We start from the raw sequence: 21,047 nt of genomic DNA, 5'->3' as shown, positions 1-21,047 counted from the left end.
TCCTTCTCGTCAGTCCAGGTTGATCTGGGTGGCGGAGGCTCCGAGTTCGGAGACGATCCGGTCGACGGTCGGCTCGGCGACCGCGCGGTCGACCCGGAGGATCAGCGACGCACCCTCGCCGGTGGCATCCTGGCTCAGGGCCGCAGCCTGGATGTCGATGCCCTCGCCGCCGAGAATCGAGCCCACCTTGCCGAGCACGCCCGGCCGGTCGGAGTAGTGCACGAACAAGTTCTGTCCCTCGGCGCGCAGGTCGAAACCGCGCTCGTTGATCCGCACGATCTTCTGGACCTTCTCCAGTCCGGAGAGGGTTCCGGTGACGCTGCCCGTCGCACCGTCTGCGGCCACAGCCGTGACGGTGACGGTGCTGCGGTAGGACTTGGACTCGCTGCGGGTCTCAACCGAGTGGGTGACACCGCGCTGCTCTGCCATCTGCCCGACATTGACGAACGTGGCCGGCTCGTCGGTGATCGCGGAGAACAGTCCACGTAGTGCTGCCAGCCCGAGGACGTCTACCTGCTCGGCGGCCAGCTCGCCCGCGACCTCGACGTTGACGGTGGTGGGCACGCCCGGGCACAGGTGTCCGGCGATGAGGCCGACCTTTCGGACCAGGTCGAGCCAGGGCGCGACCTCGTCGCCGACGGGGCCGCCGGAGACGTTGACCGCGTCGGGGACGAACTCGCCGCGCAGGGCGAGCAGTACGCTGCGGGCCACGTCGGTGCCGGCCCGGTCCTGGGCCTCGCTGGTGGATGCGCCCAGGTGCGGGGTCACCACGGTGTTCTCGAGTTCGAACAGCGGCGAGTCGGTGCAGGGCTCAGAGTCGAAAACGTCGAGCGCCGCGGCACGAACCTTGCCGGACTTCAGGGCGTCGACGAGGGCGTCCTCGACGATCAGGCCGCCGCGGGCAGCGTTGACGATCACGACGCCGTCCTTGGCCCGGGCCAGCCGTTCCGCGTCGAAGAGTCCGGCGGTCTCCTTGGTCTTGGGGAGGTGCATCGTGATGATGTCGGCGCGAGAGACCAGCTCGTCGATGTCGACCAGCTCGATACCAAGTTGTGCGGCGCGGGCCGCCGGCAGGTAGGGGTCGTAGGCGATGAGATTCGTCTCGAAGGCAGCCAGTCGCTGGGCCACGAGCTGGCCGATGCGGCCCAGCCCCACGACGCCGACGGTCTTACCGAGCAGCTCGACACCGTTGAAGGAGCTTCGCTTCCAGGTGTGCTCGCGCAGGGTGCCGTCGGCGGCCGGGATCTGACGGCAGGCGGCCATGAGCAGCGCGACGGCGTGTTCGGCCGCGGAGTGGATGTTGGAGGTGGGTGCGTTGACCACCATGACCCCACGCTCGGTGGCGGCGGGGATCTCGACGTTGTCCAGTCCGACACCCGCACGACCGATGATCTTGAGGTTCGGCGCGGCGGCGAGCACCTCGGCGTCGACAGTGGTGGCCGAGCGCACGAGCAGTGCGTCAGCGTCGGCGACCGCCTCGAGGAGCTTGGGACGATCCGGGCCGTCCACCCAACGGACCTCCACGGCGTCGCCGAGCGCGTCGACGGTCGACTGGGCGAGCTTGTCGGCGATGAGGACGACGGGCCGTCCGGATGCTGTCACAGTGGGTTCTCCTCAGTGTCATTTCGGGCACAGCCAGTCTAGGGCACCTGTCACCGGCGTCGAGCAGTGGCCGGTACGCGCCCGGACGCCTACCGTGACGAGGGTCGGCGACCCGACGTGACCACCGCCGCGCGACGAACGGAGCACCGATGCCCCGCACTCCCCGGTCTGGCAAGCCGCCGGTCCGTTTCCCCGACCCCTGGCTGCCCGTGCTGGCCCCGGCACGGGGCCCGACGGCGGTGGCGATGTATCTGCGGGCCCACCTGTACGGCGCCGCGGTGGGCCGGAGCGTCCTGGACCGCTGCATCAGTGCGGTCGATCCGGAGGACCGGGTCCGGCTGGTTCCGCTGCGCGCGGAGTTTGAGGAAGAGATCGACACCGCCTCCCGACTGTTGGCGGTGCTGTCACCGTTGGGGACCCCGGGTCGTCGTCTGGTGCGGTTGTCGGCCGCGGTCACTCTGACTGCGCTGCCGGTCGGCCCGGTGTTGCGCGATCCGCTGGCCCGGCTCGCCGTCCTCGAGGCGCTGCGCACGCTGGTGGTGGCCAAGCGTTCGATGTGGGAGTTGCTCGCCGCGTCGTGGGTCGCGGACGGCCCGGCGTCCGCTGCCGGGAGGTCCGGTGGGGAACCCGACGACAACGACGACGACAACGAGACCGGCGGTCCCGACACCGGCCGGCTGCTACTGGGACTGGCCGACCAGGCCCGGTCACAGGAGGAACTGCTGGAGCAGTTGCGGCGCACCTACGGTCTGGCGGTCTTCGAGTGAGCGCGGCAGGGACCGTGCGTGCGGACGTCATCGTGGTGGGTTCCGGGCCCAACGGCCTCGCTGCCGCGCTGCTGTGTGCGAGGGCCGGGCGCCGGGTGGTCGTGTTGGAGGCCCAGGAGACGATCGGCGGCGGGAGCCGGACCCTGCCGATGAGCGATATCGCGACCGGCATCCCGGAGAACCTCGCGGACGGGCTGCTGGTGGATCCGTGTTCAGCGGTGCATCCCATGGCGGGGGCCTCCCCGTTCTTCCGTGGGTTCGACCTCCCGGCCCACGGGGTCGAGATGGTCACACCCCCCGTTCAACTGGCTCACGCACTGCCGGGCCGCGACGCGATCGTGGTGCCCGCGGCCCCCTCCCCCGCCGCCCTCGCCGAGGGCTTGGGGTCGCGAGCCGAGGCCGACCGATGGTGGAGTCTCATGGGCCCCCTGGGCCGCAGGGCGGAGGACGTCGTCGCCACGGCCCTGTCCGATCAACGCTCGATTCCGCCGATCGCCGCGACAGCGGCACTGGGCGCGTCGTTTGTCCGCGCCCACCCCCGAGGCGAGCTCGGCGACCCCCTCGGCCCGGACGGCCGCACGCTACTATCCGGCATCTCGTCTCACGCGATCACGCCGCTGTCCTCCCCGGCCGCGACGGGCGTCGGACTGGTCCTGGGCTCATTGCTTCACTCGCCCCTCGGTTGGGCTCTGCCCGTCGGCGGTAGCGGCGCGATCACCGCCGCCCTCGCGGAGGCGATCCGGGAGGCCGGCGGCGAACTCCGAACCGGAGTCCGGGTGCGCTCCCTGTCCCAGCTCGATGCCCGAGACGTTGTGTTCAACACCTCGTCGCGGATCCTCGGCGAGATCCTTCTGGCCTCCTCACCGTCGGCAGGGGTCGCCCGAGGCGCGCGCAAACTGGTGGAGGCCCCGGTCGGCGGGGCCGCAGCGAAAGTCGACCTCGTCCTGTCGGGCCCGGTTCCGTGGCGCGACTCCCGGCTCGCTGGCGCCGGAACAATCCACCTGGGCGGGGACTCCCAGGCGATCGCGACCGCAGAACGCGAGGTCGCCGCCGGCCGCCACGCGGACAGACCGATGATCCTGGTCTCCCAGCCGTGGGTGACCGACCCGGGCCGTATCGCGCTGGATGGTCGGCGTCCGCTGTGGACGTACGCCCATGTGCCGGCGTACTCCGATCGCGACCAGACCGAGCAGGTGCTCACGGCGCTAGAGGAGGTTGCGCCTGGTGTGCGGGACGTGGTCGTGGCAGCCCACTGCACACCCGCGTCTCGGATGGCCGAGCACAACGCCAACAACGCCGGTGGGGACATTGCGGCTGGACGAGTGAACCTGTGGGGACTCATCGCTCGACCGGTGCCGCGGGTGGATCCGTTCGCGACCTCGGTGCCGGGGATCTGGCACGCCTCCGGCTCGACGCCGCCCGGACCGGGCGTGCACGGCATGGCCGGCCAGCACGTGGCGGAGCGGATCCTCGGTGGGCTACCCGCTCACTGGTAGGACACGAACCACGGCCGGGGTTGCACCGCCATTGTCTGCTCGGGCGTGAACGTGGGGGTGTCCTCGTCGTAGAAGTTCTTCCACGCCATCCAAATATTTGGCGAGAGTCCCTGTCGTAGGACGTCCCACGTCTCCATTTTCAGGTCTGGGGTGCCGTGCCCGTCCGCGTGCAGGGAGATCGCCACCTCGGGCCGAGAGGTGTCGATCTTGTCCCGGTTGGTGATCATGTCCATGCTGAACTGATGGAGGATCAGTAGCTTCTGCGGCCCGCCGCTGTCGCGGGTGAGATCGGCCAGCCAGTCGGATACCCGGTTGATCTCCTCCGCATCGACGGAGCCGATCTGCGCTCCCGGCTGTTGACCCGGCTCGAGCTTCCACTCGGGATCCAGTGCCAGGCCCACCCCGGGGCGCTTGAGAAGTTCGGTGAAGATCTTCGCCTGGTCGAGCATGTCCGCCATTCCGGGCTGCAGGTCAATCACGGCGTAGCCGCCCGCGTCGGTGATCGCATCGACGAGGGGGACAAAGACCTCCGGGTCCCACTCATTGGTGAAGTTTCCGTCCGCCCCCGGACCGCCCGCGGCGACGGACCCGATGATTTCGAACGCCGGGATCACCGGTTCCGGGGAGTGCGGCTGATACTCCTCGACCAGTCTCTGCACCCGCGCCACACTTTCATCTGGCCCCTGCTCACCGAGGATGCCCAGTACAGGGGTGATCGGTGAGCCGTAAGCCGCCACGAACCGTCGTCCCGGGAACATTAATTGCCCCCCGCCGGGCAGCTCGGGAACTGTCCGCGCCTCCTCTACACGCTCCTCGAGCTCCTCTTCGGTGCCCCATCCGGACCCGAGGGCGTACACGGCCTCGGCGTCACGTACAGCGTCCACCGATCCACCGTCAACTCGCGGATCCGGGGCGCGCAGGTGCGACACTGCGGCCCCCACCGCTACGGCCGTGGCGATCGAGGAGACCGGTGTCTCATCGTGGACGAGCACGCTCGGTGCGCCCTCGCCGTCCCATGCGGGTTCACCACGTTTGAACGGCTCCGCCCTCTCGTCAGCGTCGCCGCCGGCGGTGAACTGCCCTGTAGTCATGAGCGACGGCGCACCTGGCGCCAGATGCACGGTCACATCGTCGACCCGCCCCTGCGGGACCTCGATCTCGGAGCTGAATGTGAGCCCGGTCAGTTCCTCGAGCTCCGAACGACCTCCCGGGGCGTCGACAACCTCGCCGTCGTCGTACGCGAACGCCACTCGACCGACGCGCAACACCCGCTGGGCGCCGAGCCGCGTCAACTCCTCGGTCAGCGCCCCCTCCGCGCCGCTCACCGCGGTGAGCATCGGTGCGCGCAAGCCGACGGCGACCGAGGCGGCCCGCGCCTGGGCGGCGTCATCCGGGGCCGACACCACGACGACCGGGGCGGACTCGACCAGCAGCCGGGTGGTCTCCACACCGGATCCGTCCACATCGGCGGCCACCCGCGTGCCTTCTACGGGGGTGACTCCGACGCCCGGGCCGGCGCCGGAGTCAGAGGTACACGCAACCGTCGTTCCCAGCAGGGAAATGGCGAGGACCGCCGCACCCACTCCCCGGTTGAAGCAGCGCACGGCGGTCCTCCTGAAAAGAGACGGTCATCGATCCCGGTGGACCCTACCGGGGTCTCACCAGGGCCGGCCCCTCAACCCTCAGGCCGTCTCCGTGATGGGCCGGTCGACCCAGCTCATAAGGTCGCGCAGCTTCTGACCGGTGACCTCGATCGGGTGCTCGGCGTTTTCCTTGCGCAGCTGCTCGAGCTCCTTGTTGCCGCCCTCCACATTGGCCACGAGACGCTTGGTGAAGGTGCCGTCCTGGATGTCGGACAGGATCTCCTTCATGCGCTCCTTAGTCCCGGCGTCAATCACTCGCGGGCCGGAGAGGTAGCCGCCGAACTCCGCGGTGTCGGACACCGAGTAGTTCATGCGGGCAATGCCACCCTCGTACATGAGGTCGACGATCAGCTTGAGCTCGTGGAGCACCTCGAAGTAGGCGAGCTCGGGCTCGTAACCGGCCTCGACCATGACCTCGAAGCCCGTCTTGACGAGCTCCTCGGTGCCGCCGCAGAGCACGGCCTGCTCACCGAAGAGGTCGGTCTCGGTCTCGTCCTTGAAGGTCGTCTTGATGACACCCGCGCGGGTGCCACCGATCGCCTTGGCGTAGGAGAGCGCGAGAGCCTGGCCCTCGCCCTTGGGATCCTGCTCGACGGCGATGAGCGCGGGCACGCCCTTGCCGTCGACGAACTGACGCCGCACCAGGTGACCGGGGCCCTTGGGCGCAACCATCGCGATGGTGACGTTCTTGGCGGGCTTGATGAGGCCGAAGTGGATGTTGAGGCCGTGGCCAAAGAACAGCGCGTCGCCGTCGTTCAGGTTTGGCTCGATGTCCTCGGTGAAGATCTTCGCCTGTGAGGTGTCGGGGGCGAGGAGCATGACGACGTCGGCCCACTTGCTCGCCTCGGCGGCGGTCATGACCTTCAGCCCTGCTTCTTCGGCCTTCTCACGGGACTTCGAGCCCTCGCGCAGACCGATCACGACCTCGACACCGGAATCGCGCAGGCTCAGCGAGTGCGCATGCCCCTGCGAGCCGTATCCGATGACGGCGACCTTGCGGCCCTGGATCAGCGACAGATCCGCCGAGTCGTCGTAGAACATCTCCACTGCCATGGTGGATTTCCCTTCGTGTTGGTTCGTGTAGTCGAAACTCGTGCGAGAGTCGAGACTATCGAGTGGTGTTGATGGACTTGGGGCCGCGTCCGAGCGCGACCATGCCGGACTGCACGATTTCGCGGATGCCGTAGCCGTCGAGCATCCGCAACAGCGCATCGAGCTTGTCGGGGGTACCGGTGGCTTCGAGCGTGAGCGATTCCGGGGAGACGTCCACGATGTGCGCGCGGAACAGGCTCGCGATCTCGACGATCTGACCGCGGTTCGTCGCGTCGGCACGGACCTTGACGAGAGTGAGCTCGCGGGCCACCGAACCGGCCGGGTCCTGCTCGACGATTTTGATGACGTTGACCAGCTTGTTGAGCTGCTTGGTCACCTGCTCGAGAGGGAACTCCGCGACGTTCACGACGATCGTCATGCGCGAGAGCCCGTCGGTCTCGGTGGGCCCGACGGCCAGCGACTCGATGTTGAACCCGCGCCGGGAGAACAGCGATGAAACGCGCGCCAGCACGCCTGGCTTGTCCTCCACCAGCACGCTCAGGGTGTGGGAACGAGCGCTCACTGGTCCTCCTCCTGGGCGGCGAGCACCGCGGCATCGATCCGCTCGGTCGCCTCGTGGATGTCCGCGGCGTCGTCCGCCACGGAATCGGTGTCGTCGAACAGCGGCCGGATGTCCCGGGCCGCCATGATCTCGTCATTGGACGTGCCCGCCGCGACCATCGGCCACACCTGGGCGTCCTTGCCCACGATGAAGTCGATGAGCACCGGGCGGTCGTTGATTGCGCGAGCCTGAGCGATCACGTCGTCCACGTCCTCGGCGCGCTCACAACGCAGCGCCGCGCAGCCCAGTGCCTCGCCGAGCTTGACGAAGTCGGGGATGTGCATCGAATGCGTCGACAAGTCCGTCTGCGAGTAGCGCTTCTCGTAGAACAGCGTCTGCCACTGCCGGACCATCCCGAGGTTGCCGTTGTTGATGAGCGCCACCTTGATGGGCGCGCCCTCAATGGCGCAGGTGGCCAACTCCTGATTGGTCATCTGGAAGCAGCCGTCGCCGTCGATGGCCCACACTTCGGCGTCCTGGCGTCCGAACTTGGCCCCCATCGCCGCGGGCACGGCGTACCCCATCGTCCCCAGACCGCCCGAGTTCAGCCACGTCCGCGGCTTCTCGTACTGGACGAACTGCGCCGCCCACATCTGGTGCTGGCCGACGCCGGCGCAGTACACCGCATCCGGGCCGGCGGCGGCGCTCAACCGCTCGATGACGTACTCGGGCGACAAGGATCCATCCGACTGCGGGCCGTAGCCCAGCGGGTACTCGCTGCGGATCTCGTCCAGCTCACCGACCCACACTGCCGGCGCGTTCAACGTGCCGGAGTCGCGCTCACCTCGCAGCGTCTCGACGAGCTCGATGAGCACCTCCTTGATGTCACCGACGATCGGCACATCGACGACGCGGTTCTTGCCGATCTCGGCCGGGTCGATGTCGGCGTGGATCACCTTGGCGTCCGGGGCGAAGGTGTCGAGGCGGCCGGTGACCCGGTCGTCGAAGCGGGCACCGAGGGTCACGAGCAAGTCGGAGCGCTGCAGAGCCGCGACGGCCGCGACTGTCCCGTGCATCCCGGGCATCCCGTAGTGCAGACGGTGCGAGTCCGGGAACGCCCCGCGCGCCATGAGTGTGGTGACCACGGGGATACCCGTCAGCTCGGCCAGTGCCAGGAGTTCCGCCGAGGCGTCGGCCTTGATGACGCCACCGCCGACGTACAGCACCGGACGCTTGGCCTTGGCCATCATCCGCGCGGCCTCGCGGATCTGCTTGCCGTGCGGCTTGGTGACTGGCCGATAGCCGGGCAGCTTCATCTCCGGCGGCCACGAGAAGGTCATCTCGGCTTGAAGGACATCCTTGGGGATGTCCACGAGCACGGCGCCGGGGCGACCGGTCTGGGCGATGTGGAACGCCTCGGCGATCATCCGCGGGATGTCGTCACCGTGGGCCACCAGGAAGTTGTGCTTGGTGATCGGCATGGTGATACCGGAGATGTCAGCTTCCTGGAAGCCGTCGGTACCAATGAGTGCGGTCCCGACCTGCCCGGTGATCGCCACGATCGGAACCGAATCCATCTGAGCGTCGGCGAGCGGAGTGACCAGGTTGGTGGCGCCGGGCCCGGACGTAGCCATACAGACTCCGACCTTGCCGGTCGCCTGGGCGTAACCGGTCGCAGCATGCCCTGCACCCTGCTCGTGCCGGACCAGGACGTGCCGGACCTTCTCAGAGTCGTAGAGCGGGTCATACACCGGCAGGATCGCCCCGCCGGGGATTCCGAAGACGACTTCAGTGCCGATCTCCTCCAGGGACCGGACGACCGCCTGGGCCCCGGTCATCCGCTCTGGGGCCGCGGACCGGGCCTTCTGCTCTGCACCCGGACGAGGTCCGGGCTGTGCCGTTGGTGCGCTCACTTGAACTGTCCTTCATGCTGGTCGTGGAGCTGTGGATCGTCGCCGGCCGTGTTCTTCGATTTCTGACCGCGGTCTGACCCGGCAACAAAAAACCCCCGTCGGCCACGGAGGCCGGCGAGGGTGCGCGTCGACGGAAAGCCAGGTAGAGGCTCAGGCGCCGACGCGCCGGCCGAGTACGAGACCGTTCCAGGTGTTCACGAGGGCCAGACTAAGCCGTGGACGACGGCAGCGTCAACTCGTGGACCACCAATCCCACTATATGGACCATGCGAGACTGGACGCATCATGAGCGCCCCATTCAGATCCCCCGTCCCGGAGTCGAACCCCCGCGACCGCGCCCTCTTCCGGGTCAACCCAATGTCGTACATCGTCATCGCCATCTTCGTCCTGGCGATACTTTGGCCTGTCACGGCCTACCCGCTGGCTTTGGGCTGGCTGGTACTGCTCCCCCTCGCGTTCGGCTGGTGGGTGGCCCGGACGTGGACCCGCCTGGATGAGGACGGCGTCCAGCTGTCCTCCTGGCGCACGCGACGCTCCGTGCAGTGGGACGAGGTGAAGGGTGTGATGTTCCCGAAGCGAGGATTCGCCCGTCTCGTGACCACCTCCGACGCGTCACTCCCGATGGGCGGGGTGTCATTCCACGATCTTCCGCGACTGTCCAGCGCCAGCCGTGGCCGTATCCGCGACCCGTACACCGCGCCGGGGCCCAACAGCACCTCCTGACCCGGATCCGTTCGACCGCCGGCCCGCCGGCACCCGCTCGGCGACGGCCTGGCGACGCATGCCCATCCGTTCGTAGACCAGCGTGACCGCGACCCCCACCGCCAACCCGGCGGCCGCCCAGCCGCCGAGGACCCAGACCGCGTGCCCCAGACCAGCACCCCAGCTCGAGTCGAAGAACATGATCGAGCGCAGCCCGAGGTAGGCCTGGTGCATCGGCTGTAGCGTGCCGATGGCGACGAATACCTGGGGCAGCATCTGGGTGGGCGTCGCCCCGCCCGACGTGGGGATGCCCAGCACCACGAACACCACCAGATTGACCAGAAGACCGGCATTACCGATTGCGGCGATGATGGTGTGGGCACACACCCCGACTGCGACGATGACCAGGTTCGAGAACCAGAAAATGTGCCAGGGGTCGAAGCCGGTCACGCCGATGATGTCGGCAACGACTAGACACAGCCCTGACACCAGCGGAGCCGTTATCACTGTCACGACCCACTTCCGCGCCAGCGTCTGGAGCCGTCCGAATGGCGCCACATGCACGTGGAGCGCGAGGGGCCCGATCTCTAGCGGGATGAATCCGAGTCGTGCGTCCAGGAGCGCGGAGATGATCATCGCCCCGGTGAACCCCGCCAGAATCACGATCAGCGCATAGAACATCGGGAGCGACGCGTTGGAGACTCCTACCGGCAGCGGGTTCCACTCGACCACGTCGATGCTTACGGGATCCTCCAGAGCGAGCGCGGCCGCCGCACCGATGCTCCGCCCCTCGGCCTCCGCCAATAATTCGGAGTCGGAGAGCAGCCTGGCGCCCATCCGCTCCCGGAACGAGTCCCGCATCGCGTCCGCCATGGTGTTCATGACCTGCGAGGACACGATGGAGACTCGGGGCGAGTATTCGAGAGTCACGCCGGCGCGTTCGGGAGCCTGCCCGCGATCCCCCGCATCGGTAGCCGCGGCCGTGACCAAGTCGACCACTCGTTGACTGAGCTCGGCGGGGATGCGAACGGCACCGAAGTACGTCCCGTCCCGGAGTCCCTCCTCGGCAGCCTCTGGGTCAACGACGTGCAGACGAATTTTCTCCCAGTCGTTGTTTTGGAGCAGACCTGCGGTGATCTGCGAGCCCACGTCCACGCCGCGCGGCCCGATCGGCGTCTCCAGCGTCGCGCCGCGATCCTGGTCGATCACTGCTACTGGAATGTGTCTGGCGCTGGATTGTGGATCCGCGGTGCCACCCAGGTACATGAACGACAACAGGAAGAACAGTCCGCAGACGAGGACCACCGCCCCGACCGAATGGGAGGCGAACTCGCGAAAGCTGCCCGTATGTCCGGAGTCGGTCATGTCCATTCCCATCACCCTCACTGTCGGGTCGGCCGGTCGGCCGACCGTGAGAAGAGTAGACCCACACGTGGGCGTATTGTGGAGTGGTCACGGCGCATTCGGGGGTCGCCGCGGGCGCGCGGTCTGCGCGACCACGCCCATAGCGGCACTCCGATTCGCGCCCTCCCCTTACGATTCGGAGCGAGGTCCCATGCCGCCCCTCAGGTCACGAACCAGTACTGCCGGACGCAACGCCGCGGGGGCCCGGGCCCTATGGCGAGCGACCGGTATGACGGACTCGGACTTCGGCAAGCCGATCATCGCGATCGCCAACTCGTACACGCAGTTCGTGCCGGGTCACGTGCACCTGAAGAACGTCGGCGAGATTGTGGCCGAGCAGATCGCGGCCGCCGGCGGCGTCGCCCGCGAGTTCCACACCATCGCGGTCGACGACGGTATCGCGATGGGCCACGCCGGCATGCTCTACTCGCTGCCCAGCCGGGAGATCATCGCCGACTCGGTGGAGTACATGGTCAATGCTCACACCGCGGACGCCCTGGTGTGTATCTCGAACTGCGACAAGATCACTCCGGGAATGCTCAACGCCGCAATGCGCCTGGACATCCCCACCGTGTTCGTCTCCGGCGGCCCGATGGAATCCGGTTTCTCAGTTGTCGTCGACGGCGTGGTCAAAGCCGGCTCGGACCTCATCACGGCGATCTCCGCCTCGGCCAACTCGGCCGTCGACGAGGTGGGCCTGGACGCCATCGAGCGCTCAGCCTGCCCGACCTGCGGGTCTTGTTCCGGCATGTTCACGGCGAACTCGATGAACTGTCTCACCGAAGCCCTGGGCCTGTCCCTGCCCGGCAATGGGTCAACGCTGGCCACACACGGTGCTCGGCGTGAGTTGTTCGCCGAGGCCGGCCGGCTCATCGTCGACCTGTGCACCCGCTATTACCGCGACGGGGACGACTCGGTCCTTCCCCGTTCGGTGGCCACCAAGTCGGCCTTCACCAACGCCATGGCGTTGGACGTCGCGATGGGTGGTTCCACCAACACCGTCCTGCATATCCTCGCCGCGGCGCAGGAGGGTGAGGTCGACTTCGACCTGAACGACATCGAGCAAATCTCCCGCCGGATCCCCTGCCTTGCCAAGGTCGCTCCGAACTCGGACTACTACATGGAGCACGTCCACCGGGCCGGTGGCATCCCCGCGATCCTCGGCGAGCTGTACCGGGGCGGGTTGTTGGAGACGGACGTTCATTCGGTTCACTCCCCTTCGCTCGAGCAGTACGTCGCGGATTGGGATATCCGCAGCGGGACCGCCACCGAGAAGGCGATCGAGTTGTTCCACGCTGCCCCAGGCGGGGTCCGGACAATCGAGCCGTTCTCGACGGACAACCGCTGGGAGTCCCTGGACACGGACGCCGTGAACGGCTGCATCCACTCGGTCGAGCACCCGGCGACCGCGGAGGGGGGGCTCGCTGTTCTGCGGGGCAACATCGCGCCTGACGGGTCGGTGTTCAAGACGGCGGGGGTGTCGGAGGAGAACTTCCACTTCTCCGGCCCGGCGCGGGTGGTCGAGTCCCAGGAGGAGGCCGTGTCGGTGATCCTGCGCAAGACTCTGCAGGCCGGTGAGGTCCTTGTGGTGCTCTATGAGGGCCCTGCAGGTGGTCCAGGGATGCAGGAGATGCTGCACCCGACGGCCTTCATCAAGGGCGCGGGCCTCGGCACAAAGTGCGCGCTCATCACTGACGGTCGCTTCTCGGGCGGGTCGTCCGGCCTGTCCATCGGTCATATCGCCCCGGAGGCCGCGGCGGGCGGCCCGATCGGACTTGTGCGGGATGGTGACATCGTGACGATCGACGTGGCCACGCGGTCCATCTCAGTGGATGTCGACGACGACGAGTTGGCGCGACGACGGGCGGAGAAGGGCCCCCTGCCGTGGCGTCCGACAAACAGGAACCGGAAGGTCTCCGCCGCGTTGCGGGCGTACGCGTCGATGGCGTCCTCGGCGGACAAGGGCGCGGTGCGGATCCTGCCCGACTGATCCTCCGCCAGGATGTCGCGCCCCGGCGCCCGGGCTCAGCCTGCGGTGACCGGGGCGCTGTCGGCTGTGGAGCTCAACGGGTTGGTGCCATTGAGAAAATACCACGCCAGAGCTGCGATGACCGCGACGATCACCAGCCACACGACTCCGGAGAAGCGTGGGCGGTGGGACCATCCCCACTTGCGGTCTGCCGACCAGCGGCCCGGTCCGGAGAACAGGAGGGCCACCATCGCTGCGGCGTAGAGAATCGAGGGTTCGAGCCCCCGGGTGGTGTCGCTCAACACCGGGACGGGGTCGGTCCCTGTCAGCCTGACCGCGATCCCCAGACCGACGAGCCCGAGTAGACCTGCCGCGGCCACCGGGGTGGCCAATCCCACTACGAGCATCACACCGGCGACGAGTTCTACGGCGCCGCCGGCAATCGCCAGGATGCGAGCGTGGTCGAATCCAGAATCGGTGAGTGTCTGGGTGAATCCGTCGATCCCGGGCCCACCGAACATGCCGAACAGCTTCTGGAGTCCGCGCATCGCCAGCAGGATGCCGACCGTCACCCGCAGGACGAATAGCCCGAGATCAATCGTGCCCCGTCGGCCGATCGTGTCGCGTGTCGCGGGCTCGATAGTGGCGGGTTGGTCACCGAACGGCAGCGGTGCCGACATGTCGTACCCACCGGACTCGGCGAATTGTGAGTAGTCGGTGGGTCCGGCCGCTGGAAACGCTGTGGTGGCGGTGTCTCCCGCGCCGCCTGACCCGCCCTCGCGCCCCGGGGCATCGGGAACGTCGAGTGGGTAGTCCACATCGTGGAGGATCTCGGTACGGGCGGGGTCGTCACCGGGCTTTGAGGAAGTCACGGTTCGACTGTAGGCCGATGCCGGTGCCTGGGCATCGAGGACACGGCGCGCCGTAGTCTTGTCGGCATGAGATCGCTCTCGCTGCTGTTGGCACTGGCCGTCGCCATGTCCGGCTGCGCGAGGTTCGACGATCGCCTCGAAGCCCCGTTCACGCCGGCTCCCGGACCCGGGATGGGTGACTCCGCTCCACCGAGCACACCAGGCACGCCGCCCCCGCCGCCGACCCGGAGTTCCAGCGAGTCGGAGCCCCCGCCCGAGACCGGCCCGTGCGTCGATCCGGATCCCGCTGTCATCGCGACCTGCCTCGAGCCGGCGGTCGCGGTGGCGGGACTCGGTGAGCGCGGCCTGGTCGCGGAGCTCACCGGGGCCGTGAAGATCGTGTCACCCGACGCCCCGCCCGAGGAGTTCGGCCGCGTGGATCCGGGGGAGGGTCGGGTAGCTGCCGTCGCGCCATCCCCGGAGTTTGCTCAGGATCGGCTGGTGTATCTCCTCGTCGTCGGCGACGGACCCACGCGCGTCGAACGCCTCGCGCGCGGCGACGCTCCTCGTACGGTCGCGGAACTCGCGCCCGCAGACAGTGGAGGCCTTGCCTTTGTCGACGACGTCCTCACCGTCGGCGTCGGATCTGAGATTGTCAGGTTCCCGGGGTTCACCGGCATCGGCCGCGCGACGGCGCCCGAAGTGGTCGGCCGCGACCTGGGGCGAATCCAGGCCCTGTGCCCCCTCGGCGGGGACCTATTCCTATCCACGGTCACCGATCGAGGCGCCGCGATCCGGACCCCCGGCCGCATGGTGTGGACGTGGCCGGACCAACGCTCGGCTGGCGGGTGCGCCGCGACAGAGGACACTCTCGCCATCGCGCTGCCGGACGCCGAGCGGGTCGACACGCTTGAGACCGCCGGGGGCGCGGCGCGCGGTCAGCCCGACCCGCAGGCGGAGGGCCGGTATGGCCGCCTGACCGGGCTAGCCGTTGTCGGCGACGGTGTTCTGTTGGCGGGAACCGGCAACAAGGCCGGGGGGTCGCCCGTCGCTACTGACGACCGCGCGGTCATCCTCCCCCAGACCGGAGGCGGCGGCGACGCTAGGACTTAAATTTGGGTTCGAACCGGCAGAAGTCCGACCCAATCGAAGCGATCAACGCCGCTCTCGCACCACCGCGAGAAAGCCTTCGGCCACTGCGCCTACCGACCCGGCCCGCGACCGGAGCCTCGACCACCAATGGTGACAACACCGGCCCGCCCGTCGCCGTGCGCAGAGAATCCCCGACCTCGATGGACGACGGCGATAAACCTACTCAATTGCAGGCCGCGATGACCAGTTCCTTTACACGCGCCGGGTCGGCCTGACCGCGAGTCGCCTTCATGACCGCACCGACGATCGCACCGGCGGCTTGTACCTTGCCGGATCGGATCTTCTCCGCGATGTCGGGCTGGGCTGCCAGCGCGTCATCAACGGCCTTCTGAAGCGCCGAATCGTCCCGGACCACCTCGAGTCCCCTGTCTGCGACAATCTGGTCCGGCTCCCCCTCGCCGTCGAGGACCGCGTCCACGACCTGACGGCCGAGCTTGTTGGTCAACTTGCCCTCCGCGACCAATTCGATCACCCGCGCCAACTGGTCGGGAGAGATCGGCAACGCGGGCAGATCGACGCCGCGCTTGTTGGACTGCTGGGTCAAGTACGACACCCACCACGAACGGGCCTCGGCGGCCGGTGCACCGGCGTCGACCGTCGCGAGGATCAGATCCAGAGCCCCGGCGTTGACGAGGTCACGCATCTCCTCGTCCGAAACGCCCCAGTCTGCCTGCACGCGTGCACGGCGCACCCACGGCAATTCGGGCAGGGAACTGCGGATCTCCTCGATGAGCTCCGCGGTGGGCTCGACGGGCGCGAGATCCGGTTCTGGGAAGTAGCGGTAGTCCTCCGCCGACTCCTTCGGACGCCCGGAGGTCGTGGTGCCGTCGGACTCTTGGAAGTGCCGTGTCTCGAGTACGACCTCGTCTCCCGCCGCGAGGACGTCGGCCTGCCGGCACATCTCGTGACGGACCGCGATCTCGACGCTACGCAGGGAGTTGACGTTCTTGGTCTCGGTGCGGGTACCGAATTCGGTGGCCCCCTTCGGCATCAGCGAGACGTTCGCATCGCACCGCATCGAACCCTGGTCCATCCGGACGTCGGAGACGTCGAGGCTTCTGAGCAGATCACGAAGAGCGGAGACATAGGCTCGGGCGATCTCCGGCGCACGCTCCCCCGCTCCGACAATCGGCTTGGAGACGATCTCGATGAGTGGAACCCCGGCGCGGTTGAAGTCGAGAAGTGAGTGAGTGGCGCCGTGGATGCGGCCGCTGGCGGATCCGACGTGGGTGGACTTGCCCGTGTCCTCCTCCATGTGCGCGCGCTCGATGTCGACGCGCCACGTGGTGCCGTCCTCGAGCAGGACGTCGAGGTACCCGTCGTGAGCGATCGGTTCGTCGTACTGCGAGATCTGGTAATTCTTCGGCTGGTCTGGGTAGAAGTAGTTCTTCCGAGCGAACCTGCTGTACGGCGCGATCGAGCAGTTCAGCGCCAGACCGATCTTGATCGCCCACTCCACCGCCTGGCGATTGGCCACCGGCAACGCGCCTGGCAGGCCGATGCACACTGGACACACCTGGGTGTTGGGATCCGCACCGAACGCGGTGGGGCATCCGCAGAACATTTTGGTGTTGGTGTGCAACTCAACGTGCACCTCCATGCCCATGACGGGATCGAAACGTGACACGACCTCGGTGAACTCCATGCGGAACAATCTAGCCGAAGAGGCAGGAGGCCTCGCGGTAGCGGTCCTCCGGAACGGTCTTGAGCACCGCGACGGCGTCCTCGACCGGCACCATCTCTATCGACTCGCCGCGCAGCGCGACGATCTGACCGAAGTCCCCGCGGTGCACGGCGCGCGCCGCATGAACCCCGAACCGCGTCGCCAGAACCCGGTCGTACGCGGTTGGAGTTCCGCCACGCTGGATGTGCCCCAGCACTGTGGTTCGGACGTCGCGGTTCATGCGTTCTTTGATCGCCGTGCCCATCTGGTCGGCTACTCCGGTGAACACTTCGTGCCCGAACTGGTCGATGCCGCCCTCGCGCAGCGTCATCCCCGATCCCTCAACGGGCGTGGCGCCCTCAGCGACAACGCAGATGCCGTAGGCCTCCCCCATCTGGAACCGACGCTTCATCAATTTGCATACGTGGTCGATGTCGAAAGGCACCTCGGGGATCACGATCATGTGTGCGCCGGACGCCAGCCCGGCGTGTAGGGCAATCCACCCGGCGTGCCGACCCATCACCTCGACGAGCATGACCCGCTCGTGGGACTCTGCCGTCGTGTGCAACCGGTCGATGGCATCGGAGGCGATCGAGACGGCCGTGTCGAAGCCGAACGTGTAGTCGGTCCCCCCGACGTCGTTGTCAATCGTCTTCGGCACGCCGACCACGGGGACGCCGTTCTCTGTCAACCACCGGGCCGCCTTGAGCGTCCCATCACCTCCGATCGCCACCAACGCGTCCAGAGCGTGTCGTTCGAGGGTGCGCCGGATTTCCGGCAGGCTGGCAGTCAGAATGTCGGGGTTCAGTCGGCCGGTGCCGAGGATCGTGCCGCCGCGGAGCAGGATGCGATCAATACTCTCGTCGTCGAACAGTGGCACCGCACGGTCGTTCACCAACCCAGACCACCCGTCCTGGAACCCCAGAACGGGTGAGTCGTACTCCGAACTGGCGGTCCGGACCAACGCGCGGATGGCCGCGTTGAGGCCTGGGCAGTCACCGCCAGCGGTGAGAACTCCAATACGCACGTCGAGCTCCTCTCGGTTCTTCCGCAGTCTAGGTCCGCACGCCGTGCACCACGCAGTTCACCGCGCCGGAGTAACCGACTGTTCATCGGTACGGAACGCCATCGTGGCCAGACCACCCAGCAGGACGACTGCGGCGGGCAGGAACATCGCGTCCGCCACCGCCTGACCGATGTCACCGTGGGCGACCAACCGAGCTTGCATGAGAGCGCCGATCGCTGCAGACCCGAGGACCGCACCGACCTGACGGGTCGTGTTGTAGACACCGGACCCCGCGCCCGCCGACGCCAGCTCCAAGCGTCTCATCGCCGTCGATGAGGTTGGTGCCCACACACACCCGTTCGCGACACCCATGAGGGCGATCGGTCCCAACAGAACCGGGATGGAGGTGTGGGAGTCCATCACCAAGGCCAACCAGAACAGGGAGATAGCGAACGAGAAGTAGCCGACTCCGGTGAAGATCCGTGGGTCGAGACGATCTGCCCAGCGACCCACCACGGGCGCCAGGAGCCCGCCGATCAGGGCCATCGGCAGCAGCATCAGTCCCGCGCGGGTCGGGTTGAGCTCCTTGACACCCTGAAGATAGAACATGAGCGGGACCATCGTGCCGGCGGTGACGAAGCCGATCGTCGAGACACCGAAGTTACCGATCGAGAAGTTGCGGTCACGGAACAGTCGTAGGGGTACGAGCGGTTCGGTGCGTACGCGCGATTGCCACCACACGAACACGGTAAGCCCCACCACGCCTGCCACGATCAACACGGCGGTGATGCCGCCCCAACCGTGTTCTTCGCCCTGTTGGATCCCGAACACCAGCAGGAACATTCCGAGTGCCGACAGGACGATCCCAGGAATGTCGTAAGAACGGGACCTGGTCTCGAGCACCGGCACCCAGAGCCACACCAGGACCACTGCGAGGATGCCGAACGGGATGTTGACGAAGAAGATCCAGCGCCAGTTGAACGCGTCGATCAACACTCCGCCGAAAACCGGCCCGACAACGGAGGCGATGCCGGCGACCGCCCCCCAGACGCCCATAGCCGCGCCTCGACGCGCGGGAGCGAACACGCGGGTGATGACACTGAGCGACTGCGGGGTGAGTAACGCCGCACCGAACCCCTGGAACACCCGCGCAACGATGAGCATCTCAATGTTGGGGGCCAACCCGCACCACAGTGAGGCACCGGTGAACACCACAAGCCCGGCGATCGCCACCGTGCGGGGACCGATCTGGTCACCCAGCCGGCCAGTGAATAACAATGGTACGACGTAGGCCAGCAGATACGCGCTGGTCACCCAGATGACCTGGTTGGTCGTTGCGCCGAGTTGGGTGACAAAGGCCTCGGTGGCAACCGCGACGATCGTCTGGTCCACCAGGATCATGAAGAACCCGACGACAAGGGCCGCGAGGGCCTTCCACGAGTCCCGCTCGGGGACGTCCGTCACGCTATCGCACCTCTCGCAACCTCGTAAGCCGCCCCGACCCGGTACAGACGGTCGTCGGCGAGCGCCGGGGCCATGATCTGCAGACCGGCGGGCAGACCATCGACGAGCCCGGAAGGAACGGACATCCCGCAGTGCCCGGCGAGGTTGAGCGGGAGCGTGCACAGATCGAACTGGTACATCGCGACCGGGTCCTCGACCTTCGACCCGAGCGGGAACGCGGTTGTCGGGGTGGTCGGCGAGACGAGGACGTCGACCTTCTCGTAGGCCGCCTCGAAGTCGCGCGCGATAAGTGTGCGCACCTTCTGCGCCTGACCGTAGAACTCGTCGTAGTACCCGGCAGACAGTGCGTAGGTGCCAAGCATGATCCGCCGCTTGACCTCGGAGCCGAAGCCAGCCTCACGACTGGCTGCCATGACCTGGTCGGCAGATCCATTGCCCGTCCGAAGGCCATAGCGCATCGCATCGAAGCGCGCGAGGTTGCTCGAGACTTCGGACGGCAGGATGAGGTAATAGGCTGGCAACGCGTAGCGGAAGGTGGGGCACGAGACCTCGACGATCTCGGCACCCAGGTCACGCAGGGTGTCCACAGCGGCGCGGAACGACTCCTCGACGCCGGGCTGGTAACCCTCGCCGGAGAATTCGGTAACCACGCCGACCCGCAATCCCGTCAGATCGCCTTTCGCGCCATCACGTGCCGCGGCGACGACGTCGGGCATCGGCACGTCGAGGCTGGTGGAGTCGCGCGGGTCGTGGCCGGCGATCACCTGGTGCAGCAGCGCGGTGTCCTCGACGGTGCGGCCACAGGGCCCGCCCTGATCGAGGGACGACGCGCAGGCGACGAGTCCGTAGCGCGAGACGGTCCCGTAGGTCGGCTTGACTCCGACCGTCGCCGTGAGCGCGGCGGGCTGGCGGATCGAACCGCCGGTGTCGGTGCCGATGGCGATCGGGGCCTGGTGCGACGCCAGAGCCGCTGCCGATCCACCCCCGGATCCACCGGGCGTCCGGCTCGGGTCCCACGGGTTGCGGGTGGGGCCGTAGGCGGAGTTCTCGGTCGAGGACCCCATGGCGAACTCGTCCATGTTGGTTTTGCCGAGGATCGGGATGCCCGCCTCACGCAGCCTCGCCGTGACCGTCGCGTCATACGGGGAGCGGTAGCCCTCGAGTATCCGGGAACCGCAGGTAGTGGGCGCGTCCGTGGTGGTGAAGACGTCCTTGAGGGCGATCGGAACGCCGGCCAGCGGGCCGAGCTCCTCGCCGGCAGCCAGTCGGGAGTCGACATCCCGGGCCGCTCGAAGTGCCTCGTCGGCACCCACGTGGAGGAAAGCGTTGATCTCGCCGTCGACCTCGTCGATCCGGTTCAGGTGCGCCTGGGTGACCTCCTCCGAGGACACCTCCCGCGCGGCGATCCGGCCGGCCAACTCGGCTGCGGTGGCGGTGGTGAGCTCGGTCATGCGTCCTCCCCCAGGATCTGCGGAACCTCGAATCGCTGCGCGTCGGCCGCCGGGGCCTGGTCAAGCGCCTGCTCCGGAGTGAGTCCCGGGGTGACCACGTCCTCCCGGTACACGTTGGTGATCGCGGTGGGGTGGGTCATCGCCGGCACGTCCTCTGCGGCGACCTCCGACACCGCCTGCACGTGGTCGAGGATGTCGGTGAGCTGCTGTGCGAACGAATCCAGCTCGGAGTCGCTCAGTTCCAGGCGGGAGAGCCTGGCCAGATGCGCGACGTCCCCGCGTGAGATCGAGGTCACGTGCCTGCCCCTTTCCGTGACGTGGTCAGTACCGGCTCAGCCTAGTCAGCACGAATGGGTGCGGCACAATGGGC

General features: G+C 67.6%; 17 protein-coding genes. 5 read left to right on the top strand and 12 right to left on the bottom strand.

The window, feature by feature from the left end:
- Positions 1-9: 9 nt before the first annotated feature.
- Positions 10-1,602, bottom strand: coding sequence for a phosphoglycerate dehydrogenase (gene serA / locus FQ137_RS09730; RefSeq protein ID WP_149292203.1), 1,593 nt, complete (start codon positions 1,600-1,602; stop codon positions 10-12).
- A 149-nt stretch (positions 1,603-1,751) separates the two neighbouring features.
- On the opposite strand from serA, the gene FQ137_RS09725 reads away from it, so the two are divergent.
- Together FQ137_RS09725 and FQ137_RS09720 are read left to right on the top strand one after the other, a co-directional pair.
- Complete coding sequence (locus FQ137_RS09725; RefSeq protein ID WP_149292202.1) at positions 1,752-2,369, top strand: hypothetical protein; 618 nt, start codon at positions 1,752-1,754, stop codon at positions 2,367-2,369.
- Positions 2,366-3,865 (top strand): NAD(P)/FAD-dependent oxidoreductase, encoded by a 1,500-nt coding sequence (locus tag FQ137_RS09720; protein WP_255583941.1) that lies wholly within the window; start codon positions 2,366-2,368, stop codon positions 3,863-3,865. The genes FQ137_RS09725 and FQ137_RS09720 overlap by 4 nt, the downstream gene beginning before the upstream one ends.
- Here FQ137_RS09720 and FQ137_RS09715 read toward each other — a convergent pair.
- The 4 genes from FQ137_RS09715 to FQ137_RS09700 form a co-directional block, all read right to left on the bottom strand.
- Positions 3,856-5,469 (bottom strand): hypothetical protein, encoded by a 1,614-nt coding sequence (locus tag FQ137_RS09715; RefSeq protein ID WP_149292201.1) that lies wholly within the window; start codon positions 5,467-5,469, stop codon positions 3,856-3,858. The genes FQ137_RS09720 and FQ137_RS09715 overlap by 10 nt on opposite strands.
- 78 nt (positions 5,470-5,547) lie before the next feature.
- A complete protein-coding gene (gene ilvC, locus FQ137_RS09710; protein ID WP_149292200.1) occupies positions 5,548-6,561 on the bottom strand; it encodes a ketol-acid reductoisomerase in 1,014 nt (337 codons plus the stop codon).
- Between the two features lie 55 nt (positions 6,562-6,616).
- Positions 6,617-7,123: an acetolactate synthase small subunit gene (gene ilvN / locus FQ137_RS09705; RefSeq protein WP_149292199.1), complete on the bottom strand. Its 507-nt coding sequence runs from the start codon at positions 7,121-7,123 to the stop codon at positions 6,617-6,619.
- Positions 7,120-9,015, bottom strand: coding sequence for an acetolactate synthase large subunit (locus FQ137_RS09700; RefSeq protein ID WP_149292198.1), 1,896 nt, complete (start codon positions 9,013-9,015; stop codon positions 7,120-7,122). The genes ilvN and FQ137_RS09700 overlap by 4 nt, the downstream gene beginning before the upstream one ends.
- Positions 9,016-9,300: 285 nt before the next feature.
- Between FQ137_RS09700 and FQ137_RS09695 the strand changes: the two genes are divergently transcribed.
- Positions 9,301-9,738 carry a PH domain-containing protein gene (locus FQ137_RS09695; RefSeq protein WP_149292197.1) on the top strand — a complete coding sequence of 146 codons (438 nt, stop codon included), beginning with the start codon at positions 9,301-9,303 and terminating at the stop codon, positions 9,736-9,738.
- Here the strand turns inward: FQ137_RS09695 and FQ137_RS09690 are convergent.
- On the bottom strand, positions 9,649-11,082 hold the full coding sequence (locus tag FQ137_RS09690) for a YhgE/Pip domain-containing protein (protein WP_255583940.1): 1,434 nt from the start codon (positions 11,080-11,082) through the stop codon (positions 9,649-9,651). The genes FQ137_RS09695 and FQ137_RS09690 overlap by 90 nt on opposite strands.
- A gap of 190 nt (positions 11,083-11,272) precedes the next feature.
- Here FQ137_RS09690 and ilvD point away from each other — a divergent pair, with 190 nt between their 5' ends.
- A complete protein-coding gene (ilvD, locus tag FQ137_RS09685) occupies positions 11,273-13,111 on the top strand; it encodes a dihydroxy-acid dehydratase (RefSeq protein ID WP_149292196.1) in 1,839 nt (612 codons plus the stop codon).
- 35 nt (positions 13,112-13,146) lie between these two features.
- Here ilvD and FQ137_RS09680 read toward each other — a convergent pair whose 3' ends face one another.
- Positions 13,147-13,962, bottom strand: coding sequence for a DoxX family protein (locus FQ137_RS09680; protein WP_149292195.1), 816 nt, complete (start codon positions 13,960-13,962; stop codon positions 13,147-13,149).
- Between the two features lie 66 nt (positions 13,963-14,028).
- Between FQ137_RS09680 and FQ137_RS09675 the strand changes: the two genes are divergently transcribed.
- Positions 14,029-15,054 carry an oxidoreductase gene (locus FQ137_RS09675; protein WP_149292194.1) on the top strand — a complete coding sequence of 342 codons (1,026 nt, stop codon included), beginning with the start codon at positions 14,029-14,031 and terminating at the stop codon, positions 15,052-15,054.
- A gap of 202 nt (positions 15,055-15,256) precedes the next feature.
- On the opposite strand, the gene gatB is transcribed toward FQ137_RS09675, so the two are convergent.
- Genes gatB through gatC form a run of 5 tightly spaced genes read right to left on the bottom strand, consistent with a single transcriptional unit; the run spans position 15,257 to position 20,973 of the window.
- Positions 15,257-16,738, bottom strand: coding sequence for an Asp-tRNA(Asn)/Glu-tRNA(Gln) amidotransferase subunit GatB (gene gatB, locus FQ137_RS09670; protein WP_149292193.1), 1,482 nt, complete (start codon positions 16,736-16,738; stop codon positions 15,257-15,259).
- A gap of 10 nt (positions 16,739-16,748) precedes the next feature.
- Positions 16,749-17,783, bottom strand: coding sequence for an ATP-dependent 6-phosphofructokinase (locus tag FQ137_RS09665; protein WP_149292192.1), 1,035 nt, complete (start codon positions 17,781-17,783; stop codon positions 16,749-16,751).
- A 57-nt stretch (positions 17,784-17,840) separates the two neighbouring features.
- Positions 17,841-19,226, bottom strand: coding sequence for a DHA2 family efflux MFS transporter permease subunit (locus FQ137_RS09660; protein ID WP_149292191.1), 1,386 nt, complete (start codon positions 19,224-19,226; stop codon positions 17,841-17,843).
- On the bottom strand, positions 19,223-20,677 hold the full coding sequence (gene gatA, locus FQ137_RS09655; RefSeq protein WP_149292190.1) for an Asp-tRNA(Asn)/Glu-tRNA(Gln) amidotransferase subunit GatA: 1,455 nt from the start codon (positions 20,675-20,677) through the stop codon (positions 19,223-19,225). The genes FQ137_RS09660 and gatA overlap by 4 nt, the downstream gene beginning before the upstream one ends.
- Positions 20,674-20,973, bottom strand: coding sequence for an Asp-tRNA(Asn)/Glu-tRNA(Gln) amidotransferase subunit GatC (gatC, locus tag FQ137_RS09650; protein ID WP_149292189.1), 300 nt, complete (start codon positions 20,971-20,973; stop codon positions 20,674-20,676). Before gatC ends, gatA begins: the two co-directional genes overlap by 4 nt.
- Between the last annotated feature and the right edge of the window lie 74 nt (positions 20,974-21,047).

Origin of the sequence: Dietzia sp. ANT_WB102 (genome assembly GCF_008369165.1) — a bacterium.
GTDB lineage: Bacteria > Actinomycetota > Actinomycetes > Mycobacteriales > Mycobacteriaceae > Dietzia.
Note: the sequence above shows the minus strand (reverse complement) of the source record. Positions and strands in the feature narration are given on the sequence as shown.

Coding starts and splice junctions, on each gene's coding strand:
- FQ137_RS09725 (WP_149292202.1), top strand. CDS start 1,752: ATGCCCCGCACTCCCCGGTCTGGCAAGCCGCCGGTCCGTTTCCCCGAC.
- ilvC (WP_149292200.1), bottom strand. CDS start 6,561: ATGGCAGTGGAGATGTTCTACGACGACTCGGCGGATCTGTCGCTGATC.
- FQ137_RS09695 (WP_149292197.1), top strand. CDS start 9,301: ATGAGCGCCCCATTCAGATCCCCCGTCCCGGAGTCGAACCCCCGCGAC.
- FQ137_RS09690 (WP_255583940.1), bottom strand. CDS start 11,082: ATGACCGACTCCGGACATACGGGCAGCTTTCGCGAGTTCGCCTCCCAT.
- ilvD (WP_149292196.1), top strand. CDS start 11,273: ATGCCGCCCCTCAGGTCACGAACCAGTACTGCCGGACGCAACGCCGCG.
- FQ137_RS09675 (WP_149292194.1), top strand. CDS start 14,029: ATGAGATCGCTCTCGCTGCTGTTGGCACTGGCCGTCGCCATGTCCGGC.
- gatB (WP_149292193.1), bottom strand. CDS start 16,738: ATGGAGTTCACCGAGGTCGTGTCACGTTTCGATCCCGTCATGGGCATG.
- gatA (WP_149292190.1), bottom strand. CDS start 20,677: ATGACCGAGCTCACCACCGCCACCGCAGCCGAGTTGGCCGGCCGGATC.